This window comes from Shewanella sp. POL2, assembly GCF_000282755.1.
In the GTDB taxonomy this organism is placed as follows: Bacteria; Pseudomonadota; Gammaproteobacteria; order Enterobacterales; family Shewanellaceae; genus Shewanella; species Shewanella xiamenensis.
In genome coordinates, this window is the sequence record NZ_AKZL01000023.1 from 16400 (window position 1) to 31745 (window position 15346).

The 15346-nt window shown below is 46.6% G+C and carries 9 protein-coding genes and 1 pseudogene; 4 read left to right on the top strand and 6 right to left on the bottom strand.

The window, feature by feature from the left end:
• Window positions 1-43 precede the first annotated feature (43 nt).
• The 3 genes and pseudogenes from SHEWPOL2_RS08150 to rppH all read right to left on the bottom strand — a co-directional run bounded on the left by SHEWPOL2_RS08150 (window position 44) and on the right by rppH (window position 3684).
• Window positions 44-843 (bottom strand): annotated as a pseudogene (locus SHEWPOL2_RS08150) (sulfite exporter TauE/SafE family protein).
• A 58-nt stretch (window positions 844-901) separates the two neighbouring features.
• Window positions 902-3136 carry a phosphoenolpyruvate--protein phosphotransferase gene (gene ptsP, locus SHEWPOL2_RS08155; RefSeq protein WP_037427586.1) on the bottom strand — a complete coding sequence of 745 codons (2235 nt, stop codon included), beginning with the start codon at window positions 3134-3136 and terminating at the stop codon, window positions 902-904.
• A 23-nt stretch (window positions 3137-3159) separates the two neighbouring features.
• Window positions 3160-3684, bottom strand: coding sequence for an RNA pyrophosphohydrolase (rppH, locus tag SHEWPOL2_RS08160; RefSeq protein ID WP_037415562.1), 525 nt, complete (start codon window positions 3682-3684; stop codon window positions 3160-3162).
• A 690-nt stretch (window positions 3685-4374) separates the two neighbouring features.
• On the opposite strand from rppH, the gene mutH reads away from it, so the two are divergent.
• Together mutH and SHEWPOL2_RS08170 are read left to right on the top strand one after the other, a co-directional pair.
• Window positions 4375-5046 carry a DNA mismatch repair endonuclease MutH gene (mutH, locus tag SHEWPOL2_RS08165; protein WP_037427588.1) on the top strand — a complete coding sequence of 224 codons (672 nt, stop codon included), beginning with the start codon at window positions 4375-4377 and terminating at the stop codon, window positions 5044-5046.
• A gap of 123 nt (window positions 5047-5169) precedes the next feature.
• A complete protein-coding gene (locus SHEWPOL2_RS08170) occupies window positions 5170-6237 on the top strand; it encodes an adenylate/guanylate cyclase domain-containing protein (protein WP_037415556.1) in 1068 nt (355 codons plus the stop codon).
• 29 nt (window positions 6238-6266) lie between these two features.
• On the opposite strand, the gene oxyR is transcribed toward SHEWPOL2_RS08170, so the two are convergent.
• The 3 genes from oxyR to SHEWPOL2_RS08185 all read right to left on the bottom strand — a co-directional run bounded on the left by oxyR (window position 6267) and on the right by SHEWPOL2_RS08185 (window position 8888).
• Window positions 6267-7178: a hydrogen peroxide-inducible genes transcriptional activator OxyR gene (oxyR, locus tag SHEWPOL2_RS08175; RefSeq protein WP_050991326.1), complete on the bottom strand. Its 912-nt coding sequence runs from the start codon at window positions 7176-7178 to the stop codon at window positions 6267-6269.
• Between the two features lie 229 nt (window positions 7179-7407).
• The gene (locus SHEWPOL2_RS08180; RefSeq protein WP_037415552.1) at window positions 7408-7773 is read right to left on the bottom strand and encodes an Hpt domain-containing protein; all 366 of its coding nucleotides are present in this window, start codon (window positions 7771-7773) and stop codon (window positions 7408-7410) included.
• Window positions 7774-7958: 185 nt separating this feature from the next.
• Window positions 7959-8888 (bottom strand): TIGR01212 family radical SAM protein, encoded by a 930-nt coding sequence (locus tag SHEWPOL2_RS08185; protein ID WP_037427624.1) that lies wholly within the window; start codon window positions 8886-8888, stop codon window positions 7959-7961.
• 586 nt (window positions 8889-9474) lie between these two features.
• On the opposite strand from SHEWPOL2_RS08185, the gene gltB reads away from it, so the two are divergent.
• Complete coding sequence (gene gltB / locus SHEWPOL2_RS08190) at window positions 9475-13923, top strand: glutamate synthase large subunit (protein WP_037427590.1); 4449 nt, start codon at window positions 9475-9477, stop codon at window positions 13921-13923.
• Between the two features lie 6 nt (window positions 13924-13929).
• Entirely contained in the window at window positions 13930-15336 is a 1407-nt protein-coding gene (locus SHEWPOL2_RS08195; RefSeq protein ID WP_037427593.1) for an FAD-dependent oxidoreductase, read from the top strand.
• Window positions 15337-15346 lie beyond the last annotated feature (10 nt).

Genomic DNA, 15346 nt, shown 5'->3' on the forward strand with positions numbered 1-15346 from the left:
CTTATCCATCAACAGCCTCAAATTGAGGGCTAAAAACTAAAAATCAGCTCAGAATTAATTTGAGACCGACACAAAGGAGTAAAAGTGCAAATATTTTTTTAAGGACTGGGGTGGGCCAAGTGCTTGCAGCCTTCACACCAACCGGAGCCATTAAAATTGAGGTTATGATTAAGCCAAATAACGCAGGTAAATAGATATAGCCTAAGGTACCGTAAGGCAATTCAGGGGCATTCATGCCTGCAATAATATAGCCGAAACTGCCAGAAAGAGAGATTAAAAAGCCCATCGCAGCAGAAAACCCACGGCTTGACGCATCTGTAAACCATAAAAAGTCAAAAATGGCACTATCAGTATACCGCCACCTATTCCTGTCAAACCGGCCAAAACCGCAATCAAAGCCGATACAACAAAAAGCACGACTGAATTAGGTAATTGGCGATTTGATTCGGCTTTTACGGGATAAGCCATTTGAATTGTCATTAAAATCACAAAGATGGCAAAACCTTTCTGTAAAGCATCAGCAGGAATACGCTCAGCAATAAAACCTGAAGCCAGCGCGCCTATAATCAGGCCCGGTAACATTGATTTGAACAATTCCCAAGGCACATTACCGCGCTTATGGTGGGCACGTGCCGATGAAATAGAGGTAAGAATAATGGCGGCTAGCGAAGTGGCAATCGCAATATGAGGTAGCTGAGTAGAGCTAATACCGACCGATGGCAAAATATAAAGCAATGCAGGCACGACAATCAAGCCGCCGCCGATACCTAATAATCCTGCCATAAAACCGACAAACGCACCTAACGCCAAGCAAATAAAGAACACCAACAACAAACTATCCACACGAATACCTACAGCGTGATTAAGTGAAGCCTTAGCTTAAAGCAAAAGGCACGATTAGTTAATTAAGAATTGTGGCTAATCCTTGCTGAGTAAAATATTCTTTAACCAGCTCACGCACTTGGAAACCGTTAGATAGGCTTAACGCCTGCGCGAGTAACTGTGCTAAATCATCACCAGAGACTCGGCGCAGCAGATAGTTAATTCGCGCTAAACTGCCTTGGTTCATACTCAATTGGTTGTATCCCATCGCCACAAGCAAGATCGCGCCCATGGGCTCGCCAGCCAACTCACCACAGATACTGATATCAAGATGATGATATTCACAATCTATTCTTGCCTGATGTAAGGCCCGCAAAATCCCCGGATGATAACTGTCAAATAATGAACTGACCCTCGGGTTATTGCGATCGACTGCGAGTAAATATTGGGTTAAATCGTTACTCCCAACTGACACAAAATCCACTCTCTTTGCCACTTCATCTAACTGATATAGCATTGCAGGCACTTCGAGCATTATGCCAATACGCGGCATTTCGATATTGCTGTTGACATCATTTTTGAGTTCAACATAAGCCTGCTCTAAGTAGGCTAGAGCTTGATCGATTTCATCTAAATTACTGACCATGGGTAACAAAATGCTTAACTGCTTGCCTTCTGCGCCAGCCTGTAACATGGCCCTTAACTGCACAAGAAACAGCTCAGGGTGATCCAGTGATAGTCGAATACCACGCCAACCGAGGAAAGGATTGTCTTCTTTAATCGGGAAATACGGCAAAGGCTTATCGCCGCCAACGTCTAAGGTTCTCATCACGACAGGGCGACCCGAAGCCGCTGAGAGTACCTGTTGATAAACCTTTACCTGCTCGGATTCACTCGGAAAACGCTGCTGCAACATAAAGGGGATTTCAGTGCGATATAACCCAATACCATCTGCCCCTTCGGCAATTTCCGAGGCGACACCACTGAGTAATCCCGCATTGAGATAGAGTCTAATTCGCGTGCCATCAAGCATCACAGAGGGCAGCGCTAACTCCTGTGCGTATTGGCGCTGCAACGCTTTTTGCGCTGAGATAAGGCTGCGATACTCGCTAACAATAGCAGGCGATGGCGACACCATAAGCTGCCCACGGCTGGCATTGACGACTAACAGCTTTTGATCAATATCGGCGGAAAGTAACTGTTCAACGCCTGTAATCGCCGGTACACCAAGCGCCCGCGCTAAAATCGCCGCATGGGAGTTAACGCCACCGAGCTCGGTCACAATCCCAGCTAATTTTTGCCGAGGAAATTCAGCCAACATTGTAGCATCGGCTTCTTTCGTCACTAAAATTACAGGTTTATCAGGTTCATGCTCTAATCGCTCAGGCTCAATCAATTGCCTTAGCACCTTTTGCCCCAAATCGCGGATATCACTCGCCCGCTCCTTGAGATAAGGATCTTCCATCGCCAAAAACTGCTGAATATAACGCAACGAAACCCGGCTCACCGCCGATTCAGCCTCCCAGCCCTGCTGTACTTCACGGGTATATTCACCACCGAGGCTGGCATCATCAAGTAGTAACTGTAAGGCATTGAATATTGAGGCGACCTCCTCATCCTGTTCTCGGTCGAAACGCTGAGATAGCGCACCAATCGCCTCTTTACAACGCCCCATTGCCGCGACTAAACGGCTGGATTCAAGGACAATGTCCTCGCAGCGCACATCGGGCTGTTCGAGGGAAATCTCCCCACCGAGCACTAACGCGTGTGCAATAGCGATCCCACTGGATGCGGATGTCCCTTGGAATAAAATCTGTTGATGGAGTGAACTGACCTGCGTCCTTTTGTTTAATCCTCGGATCGCCATCGCAAGCTGTGCAGCCAAGGTCATTAAAAAGGCTTCTTCGCCTTCACTAAATTGCCGTGCACTAGCTTGCTGCACCACAATCACACCCACAACCGCTTTTTGATAAATAATAGGGACAGCTAAAAAGGCACGGTATTCTTCTTCTGCAACCTCGGGAAAGAGCTTAAAGCGCGGATGTAAACGTGCATCGGCTAAATTCACCGCCTCCTCACGCTCGGCAGCTAAGCCCACCAAGCCCTGAGTTAAAGGCATGCGCACTCGACCGACAGCACTCTTTTCGAGACCATCGGTTGCGGATAAAACGAGTTCTTGCTGCTCTAGGATATAGACCGAGCAACATTGGGTTTCCATCGCAGCCTTGGTCGATGAAACTAGGACTTCTAATGCGGTTTCTAAGCTGTGGGCAGAAGCCACAGCTTGGGTAATATCCCTGAGCGTATTTAACACTGTTTTCAATCCTCTTTTGAAAATCAGCCCGTTGTCTTTTGTCTTACCCGCTTCCTCGGTATTTCCTGGGTTTGGAATGACAATGCCGTTACCGCAAATTCTTTCATGACCTTACGATAAACATCACGCTTAAATGAGACAACCTGCCGCACCGGATACCAATAACTTACCCAGCGCCAATCGTCAAACTCAGGGTGGCCTGAAGAACTTAAATTAATCGCACTATCTTGGCTTTTTAGTTGTAACAGAAACCACTTTTGCTTTTGGCCAATACACACAGGCTTACTGTCCTGTCTCACTAAGCGTTTAGGTAAACGGTATCTTAGCCAAGAGCGCGTCGAGGTTAATATAGTGACATGCTCGGGTTTTAAGCCAACTTCCTCATACAATTCACGGTACATAGCCTCTTCGGCCGATTCACCATCATCTACACCGCCCTGAGGAAACTGCCATGAGTGTTGTCCAAACCGTCTGGCCCACATGACTTGGCCATATCTGTTACAAATTATTATGCCCACATTTGCGCGAAAGCCGTCGCTATCAATCACATGGACTCCAAATAAGGATAAATTTTAATAAAGCGATTGTTTCACAAAGCCCGTCTCTCAGCAAACCTCTATTTTCAGCTTATCTTTGGATAAATAGTTTCAACTTACTACTTTATCAACAACTCATCGAATTAATTTAAGGGGATATCCACATTTTCTGTGGATATCTCTGTTTGAAACTAGGGTAAACTAGGTATATCGTTCAAAAAACAACAAATAGAATATACATCACAACGCATACCACATTAAAAAAATAACCTATAAATCATCAGGATAAACCTTAATAATTTACAAGATATCTATCCAAATACACAAACGCTCACTTTTTAACCTAAAATAAATTCTATTATTTAATTAGAGTAATCCTTAAATGTTATACACAGAGCACACCCAAAATTACCCACATCCCTATTTAAAAATGCCACTTACTACCATTGACTCAAAGATTTTATTCAGTTAAAGGCACACGCATTGTGAGTTATCCATAATATCTGTGGATAAATATGTGAGAAACGCAAGGGAAAGCCGAGAGTAACTTTGAACACTTTAACTGACACTTGCCTAAAATCAGATAAAAACAATAAAAATCATATTGTTAAATACAAAAAGTTAGCAATGCGTTTATTCTTATTTTAATGTTCATTTTTTGACCTTGGTTGCTAAGCAGTTATTTTCCAGTAAAATTCGCCTATGAAACCTATTATTCCCCCTCAAAATCTGAGCGAATTGCTCGAACGCGCTAATATGATGGCCGGCGTATCTTTGGCGCAAATTGCTGCCCATCGCGGTATTCATGTCCCCGTCAATCTGAAACGCGATAAAGGTTGGGTGGGACAACTCATTGAAATGGAATTAGGTGCGATAGCAGGTTCGAAACCCGAACAAGATTTTCTTCACCTCGGAGTAGAGCTAAAAACTATCCCCATTGATCATCAGGGCAAACCACTAGAAACCACCTATGTGTGTGTTGCACCGCTGACCAATATCGAAGGATTAACTTGGCAAGACAGCTTAGTGTGTCACAAGTTACAACGAGTACTGTGGGTACCAGTAGAGGGGGAGCGACATATCCCTGTGGGTGAACGCAGAGTTGGCACACCAATACTGTGGCAGCCCGATCCACAAGAGCAAGCATTACTGCAACAGGATTGGGAAGAAATCATGGAGCTGATTGCTCTTGGTAAAGTCGAAAATCTCACCGCTAGGCACGGTGAAGTTCTCCAATTACGCCCTAAAGCCGCTAATAGTAAGGCATTGACTCAAAGTATTGCCGAGGATGGCAGCCTCAAAATGACCAATCCTCGCGGTTTTTATCTCAAGACCGCCTTTACAGCAATGATATTAAATAAAGTGTTTGGTTAAATTTTTGTAGCTATATAGCGTTGTATTGATCCAGATCACAAATATCACTGGCACTCTAGTGATGATTTTCTATAAACTACGGCATCCTGAAATATATGGCCGTATTCGGATACAAAACCCGTTGTGAGAACTCGTAGACAAGCGAAAAAACTTCTTTTTGCGATATTAGCTTGGGCGATAGCCATGGCTGCATTCGTGTTTTTTCGATATGCCCAATCACCAGAACTGCCGCAATGGGCTGTAGGTTCGGCTGATCTCGCGACACTCGCCGTCTATATGGGGATTATTTTTGGCAGCTTACACTGGATGTCCAATCTGATAGCTGATTTTAGCGCTATCAATCGCCTACCTTATATCTTCTCAGTCATTTTTAAAGGATTGTTCCTGTTATTGGGTGCAACAACCTTAGCTTATATGACCCAATTTCTAAATATGTGGGCCATTGAAAATCACATGTCGACCCTTAGACAAATGCTTACGGCGCATATTCTCTATAGTCCCTCATTCCAAGCCTTAATTGTTTATTTAGTCGTTGTACGAGTGAGCTTAGCCTTTGTTGAGCAGATGGGGCTTTTAGTTGGGCCACGTATTTTACTCAATATTGGTTTAGGTAAATACCATAAGCCAAGATACGAACAGCGTTTATTTCTTTACTTAGATATGGTCGCCTCAACAACTCACGCTGAATCCCTTGGCGATTATCGCTTTAGTCGCCTAATCCAAGATAGTTTTAGCTTACTTTCAGATACTGTGAGTAATAACGAAGCTGAAATCTACCGCTATATGGGTGATGCCGTATTAATCCATTGGCCCTTAGAGGAAGGTGTTGTGCACGACCGCTGCATGAATATCTATTTTGAATTTAGCCAGCAATTAAATTGGCAGAGACGTTACTTTGAAGAACACTATGGTTTTGTGCCTAAATTTAAAGCGGCAGCTCACTGTGGGCAAGTCGTTGCAGCAGTTGTTGGTGTTCAAAAACAAGAAATTAGCTTCTTTAGTGATGTGCTAAATACGTTAGCGAGACTGCAGGATCAATGTAATCCCTTAGGACAGCGTATGTTGATCTCTGGCGCCTTAGCGGGACGACTCGATAATCCTAACAGTGAGTATCGTTTGACTAATCTGGGCCCAATTAAATTAAAAGGGAAACAACACTCGATTGAAGTGTTTGGTGTTTCCCCTTTATAAACCTCACCAAAAGCAAAAATACTCAGTGATTATGCGGTTTCGTTAGCTAACAATTTTTGGATCAATAAACCTAGCGTACGGAAAGTTAAAATTCGGCTGGTTGTTTGTCGCCATACTAAACCGATATCGCGATATGGCGCTTCACCTGGCGGAGTCATTACCACCAGATCGGTATCATTCAAAATCCCTGCATCAATCGCCATTTGCGGTAAGAACGTTGTGCCCAGTTTGCTATTTACCATTTGTACTAAGGTATGCAGACTCGTGGCAGCAAAAGGATTGACTTTAGCACTGTCGCCCAACTGACAAGCAGTAATGGCATGGCCAGTAATACAATGCTCGCTCTGCAACAGAAAAATACTCTCATCAGGTAATGTCTGATAATCGATCGGCTGATGAATTCCCCCCACTAAATCTTTGTGGATAACCATCTTAAAGGGATCAATACCTACCTTCATGCTGTGGTAGCCACTGGTATCAACGGGTAGAGCAAGAATGAGTATATCTAATTCCCCTTTACCCAACGCATCGAGTAAGCGCTCTGTTGTATCCTCTTTGAGTAATAGGCTCATCGCGGGATAAGCGTGTTGGCACTGTTTGACAACGCGGCTGAGTAAAAATGGAGCAATGGTAGGAATACAACCTAAGCGGATATCCCCCGTCATAGGCTCACCTTGGTTTTTAACCAATTCAACTAAATCATCTACATCCGTGAGGATTTTGCGAGAACGTTGCACCACTTCCTCACCAATAGCGGTGAACATAAAAGACTTGTGATCCCGTTCAATTAACTGGTGGCCAAGCTGTTCTTCAAGATTCTGAATGCCGCTTGACAGAGTCGATTGGCTGACAAAACACACCTTAGCGGCGCGATTAAAATTCTGCTCTTGATGAAGATTCACCAAGTAATATAGATTCTTAAGGCTAGGTAAATTTTTCATTTTATCGATTGCCACTACGGTTATGAATTAATAAATTTAATCAACTCTACCATAAGTTATCAACTAAAACGCGGCTAAATTACTCAATAGTGTGAGCAAAATCGATTTTCAATCAAGGTAAAACGCTTGAGGCGACTCAGAATAAAGGAGGGAAAAGCAAAAGAGGGGATAAAACGAGAAGGAAGAAGTTATCGAGGTGCAACCTTTACGCCGCACCTCGCAAACCAAACTAGGCTTTAGCCTGTAAGAATTGCTTTAATTGCTGCAGATCGGCACTCGCAAATTCAACAATTTGCGCGACCCAAGTTGCATGTTCAACTTCCCAACGCGCTTCTTCGCCATGCTGCAGTAATTGGGCAATTTGCTGAATACGTTTTAAGCCAACTGAACCCGCTGCACCTTTAAATTTGTGGGCCTCTGAACATAAAGTGTCCTTGTCAGCAGCTTCGTTAGCCTTTACTAGATTCCCAACATATTCAGGCATTAATTGCTCAAATAACACCACGCTCTTTAGCAAAGTACCGGCACCAATCGCGCTGCAATACTGTTCTAACGTATTGAGATCTAGAATTGTCTCTAATTCAACTGTGGCCATCTAGGCCTCCCTTAAGTAGTCCAATGCTTAAAACAAATTTATGACATGATACCCACTAAAATTGTCAGCGCAACTTATAGCAGCATTTGTGGTCAAAAGATGTTTTTATTAACAAAAAATCAACTATATCAAATACTATTAGCGATAAAAAATTACCAAATGAATCCATTCAGCAAATATGGACATTATGGTCGCGCTAATGCCGCCCCTTGTCCACCCTTACTCGCAAGATCCTCAACAATCGCCACTAAGCCATTCCAACGATAACCACACCAATCGGGTGCCAGCAGTATCGGTTTTTTCGCATAGGCGGTCACCCGATGAAATATCACCTCTTTCGGTGTATGCCGAACCAGTTCGCCGACACAAGCCGCATACTCCTCAATACTGAGCAAAGGTAAGCGCCCTGCGCGCCAAGCTTTTGCCATAGTACTGCCCTCAACCACATGTAATGGATGAAGCTTTAAACCATCTACGCCCTGCGTCAGCACCGCCTGCAGTGTCGCCATGTAATCGAGACGAGTCTCACTGGGTAAACCTAAGATAAGGTGAGTACACACCTTTAATCCTCGACTTCTCGCCCGCAAAACGGTATCGCAATAACAGGCAAAATCATGGCCACGATTAATCTTGTGTAGCGTCTTGTCGTTGGCGGTTTGTAGACCAAGCTCCAACCAGACATCGACGCCCTTTTGCTGATAACTCGCTAATAAATCTAATACATTATCTGGCACACAGTCGGGACGAGTGCCAACACACAGGCCCACAATCTCACTGTCTTTGACCGCCTCATCGTATTTAGCCATCAACACTTGATACTCATCATAAGTGCTCGTATAAGCCTGAAAATAAGCGATAAACTTATCCGCATTCAGCTTGGGTTTCGCCTCTTTATAACGGGCTTTCCCTTGTTCTAGCTGCTCACTGATGCTGAGCGTTTCCGTTTGCTGATAACTAAAGGACGCCACGTTGCAAAAGGTACAACCACCACGTCCAAGCGTGCCATCACGGTTAGGACAAGTGAATTTGGCATCTATGGTGAGCTTGCGTAATCGCTCACCGTATTTAGCCTTACAAACAGCACCAAATGTGTTTACGTATGCATCGAGCCCCATTAGCTCACCTGCCATATTTCATGTCGTTTCATTAAAAATAACCAAGATAAAATCACAAGAAAGAAGAAATAATGATGTGTAGATAGACGAAAAAACTCATGATAAACAAAGCGACCACACTTTTCTTGGCGGTAAATCAAACTCTCATAATATTCACCATATCCAAGCTAAAAACCTGAGCCGCCCCTCACAGGGCCTTTACATTCTGTGATAGCACTCACAACCAAAAAGAATAACAATTCACTTATTTCATATTTTTATACAAACACTGTATTTGCAATAAAAATCACTATTTCTAAATCAAAAACAATCCGCGCCAATGTTACATTTTGGTAACTTACAAGTTTTTCATTTTTTAAAATTCTTTTTATTCATAATGTTATACGACACTTTAATCAGTTAACGTTAACGTCAAGCAATTGTGTTTTGTGTATGAAACATGAATTAATACCCATATTTTATGCAAAATTTTGGTTTGACCTTTAGTTAATCTCAGGCTAATTTGGGTGGTTCGGGTGCATATCTATAGAAAGTCTTTACATTTCTCCCGAGTAGTAATTTCGTTGAGGTCAAGGGAGGTTTTTGTATGAGCTTATATCATCCCAGTTTTGAGCGGGACAATTGTGGGTTTGGCTTGATTGCACAAATGGATGGCGAAGCCAGTCATCGTATCGTGCGCACAGCTATCCATGGCCTTGATCGCATGAAACACCGTGGCGGTATCGCCTCTGATGGTCGAACTGGGGACGGCTGTGGTTTATTGATGCAGCTACCATTGCAATTCTTTGAGGCCGTAGCCGCAGAAAATGACTGGCACTTGAGCCGCAAATTCGCTGTAGGCATGTTGTTTTTAAGCCAAGATGAGGAATTAGCCGACCAAGCTAAATTCATCCTCGAACGCGAACTCGAGCGTGAAACATTAAGTATCGCTGGTTGGCGTAAAGTCCCTATCAATTCTGAGGTATTGGGTGAGATTGGTAAATCGAGCCTACCGCAAATCTATCAAGTGCTGATTAACGCCCCCATTGGTTGGCGTGAGAAAGATCTTGAGCGACGTCTCTACATGGCTCGCCGCCGTTTAGAGCAACAAATTACTGACGATAAAGACTTTTATGTCGCGAGTCTTTCAGGTCAAGTCATCGTCTACAAAGGCTTAATGATGCCTGCCGACCTGCCCGCATTCTATCCCGACCTTGCCGACATCCGTTTGAAGAGCTCTATTTGTTTATTCCATCAACGCTTTTCAACCAATACGTCACCTAAATGGCCACTCGCTCAGCCCTTTAGGTATCTTGCCCATAACGGCGAGATCAATACGATTACCGGTAACCGCCAATGGGCCCGTGCCCGTGCCTATAAATTTAATTCGCCGCTGCTGCCTGACTTACAGCAGGCGGCACCGTTTGTGAATGAAACGGGTTCTGACTCTTCCTCCCTCGACAATATGCTCGAGATGCTGCTCTCTGGCGGGATGGACTTATACCGCGCCATGCGTTTGCTTATTCCGCCAGCGTGGCAAAGTAACCCAGAGATGGATGACGAGCTAAAAGCCTTCTATGACTTTAACTCCATGCATATGGAGCCATGGGATGGTCCTGCTGGTATCGTAATGACCAACGGTCGCCACGCCGCTTGCGCGGTCGATCGTAACGGTCTGCGCCCATCTCGTTATGTGATCACTAAAGATCGTATCTTAACCCTCGCCTCAGAAGTCGGCATTTGGGACTACGCCGCCGATGAAGTGATTGAAAAAGGCCGTGTCGGCCCAGGCGAGTTGTTAGTGTTAGATACATTAAATGGCCGTCTATATCAGTCATTCGAAATCGATAACGATCTTAAGCGTCGCCACCCCTACAAAGAATGGATGGCGAAAAACAGTCGTACTTTAATTCCTGCCGAGCAGCTAACGACAGAGCAACATGGCGCCAGTGAATTAAGCCCTGAGCAACTACTGCAATATCAAAAGCAGTTTGGTTACACCCGCGAAGAGCTTGAACAAGTGATTTGGGTACTGGCAAAACAAGGCGAAGAAGCGACAGGCTCCATGGGCGATGATACGCCAATGGCCGTATTGTCGAAAAAGTCACGCTCGCTCTATGACTATTTCAGGCAAAAATTCGCTCAAGTCACTAACCCGCCTATCGATCCGCTGCGTGAAAAGCACGTGATGTCTCTGGCGACCTGTATTGGCCGCGAACAAAACCTCTTCAACGAAACTACTGGCCATGCCTATCGAGTGATGTTCAACTCACCGATATTATTATTCAGTGATTTCAATCAATTACTTGGATTAGATAGCACTTACTATCGCGCCAATATCGTCGATTTAAACTACGATCCGAAAGAAGGCTTAGAACAGGCGATTCGCCGCATCACCTCGGAAGCCGAGCGTTTAGCCCGCAGTGGCACTACGCTGCTGATTTTATCCGACCGTGCGATTGATAAATCGGCGCAGGTAATCCCAGCGGCCATGGCAGTCGGCGCAGTACAACAAATGCTTGTGAGTAAGAGCCTACGCTGCGATACCAACATCATTGTTGAGACCGCCTCGGCGCGAGATCCGCACCACTTTGCGGTGCTGCTCGGCTTTGGTGCCACGGCGATTTATCCGTATCTAGTGTATGAATCAATCTCAGATCTGGCGAAACGCCATCAACTGACCGACACCACGGCGTTGATGCTCAACTTCCGCTACGGCATCGAGAAAGGCCTACGTAAGATCATGTCGAAGATGGGGATCAGCACCGTCGGCTCCTACCGTTGTAGCCAACAGTTTGAGGCCATTGGTATTGCCAGTGATGTGATTGAACTCTGCTTTAAAGGGGTAGTGAGCCGTATCGAAGGCGCCAGCTTTGAGGATATCGCCAACGATCAAGCGCTGCTGCATAAGGCTGCTTACCGCGCCCATGTGCCGCTGCCACAAGGCGGTTTACTCAAATACGTGGATGGCGGTGAGTACCACTGCTTCAACCCTGATGTGGTTAACACGCTGCAGGCATCCTTAATCGACAAGAATTTTGCGACCTACAAGAAGTTCGCCGAATTAGTCGATAACCGCCCAGTCGCCACCCTAAGGGATTTGATTGGTATTAAGGCTGACCAAGCTGCGATTGAACTGGATAAAGTTGAAGCAGCCAGCCACTTATTCCCGCGCTTTGACAGTGCGGCCATGAGTATCGGCGCCCTAAGCCCCGAGGCCCATGAGGCATTAGCCATTGCCATGAACCGTTTAGGTGGCCGCTCTAACTCAGGTGAAGGTGGTGAGGATGCTCGCCGCTTTAACACCGAGCGTAACTCGGCGATTAAGCAAATTGCCTCGGCACGTTTTGGCGTAACCGCCCATTACCTAGTCAATGCCGATGTGTTGCAGATTAAAGTTGCCCAGGGCGCAAAACCCGGTGAAGGCGGACAACTGCCAGGCCATAAGGTGAGTGTAGAAATTGCTGGGCTGCGCCACGCGCGCCCAGGTGTAACCTTGATTTCACCACCGCCACACCATGATATTTACTCTATCGAAGACTTAGCCCAGCTGATTTTCGATTTAAAACAAATCAATACCAAGGCACTGATCTCTGTGAAATTAGTGTCTGAGCCAGGTGTCGGCACGATCGCCACAGGTGTAGCAAAAGCCTACGCCGATATGATCACTATTTCTGGCTACGATGGTGGCACAGGCGCGAGCCCTATCACCTCGGTGAAATACGCTGGCAGTCCATGGGAGCTCGGCCTTGCTGAAGTACATCAATCTCTGGTGGAAAATGGCCTGCGTCATAAGATCCGCTTGCAGGTCGATGGCGGCCTAAAAACCGGAACCGATGTTATCAAGGCAGCCTTACTCGGCGCCGAGAGCTTTGGCTTCGGAACTGTGCCTATGATTGCCTTAGGTTGTAAGTACCTGCGTATTTGCCACCTGAACAACTGCGCTACCGGTGTCGCAACTCAGGACAAGAAACTGCGCGATAACCACTACCACGGCTTACCAGAGCGAGTAATGACTTACTTTGAGTTTGTCGCCGAGGAAGTGCGCGAGTGGATGGCAACCCTAGGGGTCAGCAAGTTCGAAGACTTAGTGGGCCGTAGTGAGTGGCTACATACCTTAGAAGGCCAGACCGATAAGCAACGTGGACTCGATTTAGCGCCAATTCTGTATCAGCCTAAGGTCAAAGCCAACACCTCGCGCACTTGGCAGGAAACCAATCCACCAGCAGATTTAGGCTTGCTCAACCAGCATCTGCTCAACGAATGCCAGAGTGCAGTCGATAAGGGCGAGTGTTTCGATGCCGCTTACAGTATCAACAACACTGATCGCTCAGTGGGCGCACGCCTGTCGGGCTATATCGCAACCACCCTTGGCGTTAAAGGCACTAAGGCACCGATTAAACTCAGCTTTAATGGCAGTGCTGGCCAAAGCTTTGGGGTATGGAACAGCCCAGGCCTTGAACTCAAGCTCTGCGGTGATGCCAACGACTACGTCGGTAAAGGCATGTCGGGCGGCAAGATTGTGATTTATCCACCGCTGGGTAGCCCATTCCAGAGCGAGCGCAGCGCGATTGTCGGTAACACTTGTTTGTATGGCGCGACGGGCGGACGCTTCTTCGCCGCGGGCCAAGCAGGTGAACGCTTTGCGGTACGTAACTCGGGCGCCATCGCCGTAGTTGAAGGCTTAGGCGATAACGGCTGCGAATACATGACCAGCGGTATTGTGGTCGTGCTCGGCAAAACTGGAGTCAACTTCGGCGCGGGGATGACGGGCGGTTTTGCTTATGTTTTCGACCAATTTGGCCGCTTTAACCGCCGTGTGAATAACGAGCTTGTCGATACCCAAAAACTCGAGTCACCTATTCATCAACAGCATTTGAAAGGCTTGATTGAAGAACATGTGGCCGAGACTGGCAGTGAGCACGCGAAGATGATCTTAAGCGACTTTGCCAACTGGTTAGATTGCTTTGTATTAGTGAAACCGAAAAATATCGCCGTTGCAGATCTGCTCAAATTAGAGCAATCGAGCCCGGAACTGGCAGTAAAAGCGGGGTAATAGCAGATGAGTAACGATTTTCAATTTATTGAAGTGGGTCGTAAAGACCCAACTAAACACCCTGCGGCAAAGCGTTCGACTCAGTTTATTGAGATTTATCAACCCTTTGCGCAAGCACAGGTGAGTGAACAAGCGGACCGTTGTCTCGATTGCGGTAACCCTTATTGTGAGTGGAAATGCCCGCTGCACAACTATATTCCCAACTGGCTGAAACTGGCGCAACAGGGTCGGATCATGGAGGCGGCGGACTTAGTCCATGAGACCAATACCCTGCCCGAGATCTGCGGCCGCGTCTGTCCACAGGACAGACTCTGTGAAGGGGCTTGTACCCTAAACGCCGACTTTGGCGCCGTGACTATTGGTAATGTGGAGAAATACATTACCGATACCGCCATCGCCCAAGGCTGGCGTCCGGATATGAGCAAGGTCACGCCCCGTAAAGAAAAAGTGGCGATTGTGGGCGCAGGTCCAGCTGGCTTAGGCTGCGCCGATATTCTTGCCCGTAATGGGGTTAAGGCTGTGGTGTTTGATAAATATCCCCAGATTGGTGGCCTGCTGACCTACGGTATTCCCGCCTTTAAGCTGGATAAAGCCGTGATGGCAACTCGCCGCACTGTGTTAGAAGGCATGGGTATCGAGTTCAAACTGGGCGTAACTGTGGGCAAAGATGTCGCCTTTAACCAACTGCTTGAGGAATACGATGCTGTCTTCCTCGGTATGGGAACCTACACCGCCATGAAAGCGGGCCTTGAGGGCGAAGATGCCCAAGGCGTGTACCAAGCCCTACCCTACTTGATTGGCAATACCCATCACCTGATGGGCCGCACAAGCCCTGATACGCCTTACCTTAACCTTGCCGGTAAGCGCGTGGTGGTCTTAGGTGGTGGTGATACCGCCATGGACTGTGTTCGCACCGCCGTGCGCCAAGGGGCTAGCAGCGTGATTTGTGCCTATCGCCGTGACGAAGCCAACATGCCGGGTTCTCGCCGCGAAGTGCAAAACGCCCGTGAAGAGGGAGTGAACTTCCTGTTTAACCGTCAACCCGTGGCGATTAAAACCCAGGATGGCAAAGTGGTGGGTGTCGAATGCGTTGAAACTCAAATGGGTAAAGCCGATGCGAGTGGCCGTCAACGTGCCGAAGTGATTGAAGGCAGTGAACAGCTACTCGACGCCGATGCGGTAATTATCGCCTTCGGTTTCCAACCTAGCCCTGCGCCTTGGTTTGCCGATTACGGCATTGAACTCGACCAATGGGGCCGAGTAAAAGCCAGTAAACAGGCCGATAATCCATTCCAAACCACCAATCCAAAGGTATTTGCTGGCGGCGATATGGTCCGTGGCTCGGATCTAGTTGTGACCGCAATTGCCGAAGGACGTGATGCCGCGCAAGGCATTCTTAACTACTTAGATTAATGGTTTTTTG

What these genes read in the sequence shown, in the direction of transcription:
- gltB (WP_037427590.1), top strand. Translation starts at nt 9,475, where the DNA reads ATGAGCTTATATCATCCCAGTTTTGAGCGGGACAATTGTGGGTTTGGC.
- SHEWPOL2_RS08185 (WP_037427624.1), bottom strand. Translation starts at nt 8,888, where the DNA reads ATGGGGCTCGATGCATACGTAAACACATTTGGTGCTGTTTGTAAGGCT.
- oxyR (WP_050991326.1), bottom strand. Translation starts at nt 7,178, where the DNA reads ATGAAAAATTTACCTAGCCTTAAGAATCTATATTACTTGGTGAATCTT.
- SHEWPOL2_RS08195 (WP_037427593.1), top strand. Translation starts at nt 13,930, where the DNA reads ATGAGTAACGATTTTCAATTTATTGAAGTGGGTCGTAAAGACCCAACT.
- SHEWPOL2_RS08180 (WP_037415552.1), bottom strand. Translation starts at nt 7,773, where the DNA reads ATGGCCACAGTTGAATTAGAGACAATTCTAGATCTCAATACGTTAGAA.
- mutH (WP_037427588.1), top strand. Translation starts at nt 4,375, where the DNA reads ATGAAACCTATTATTCCCCCTCAAAATCTGAGCGAATTGCTCGAACGC.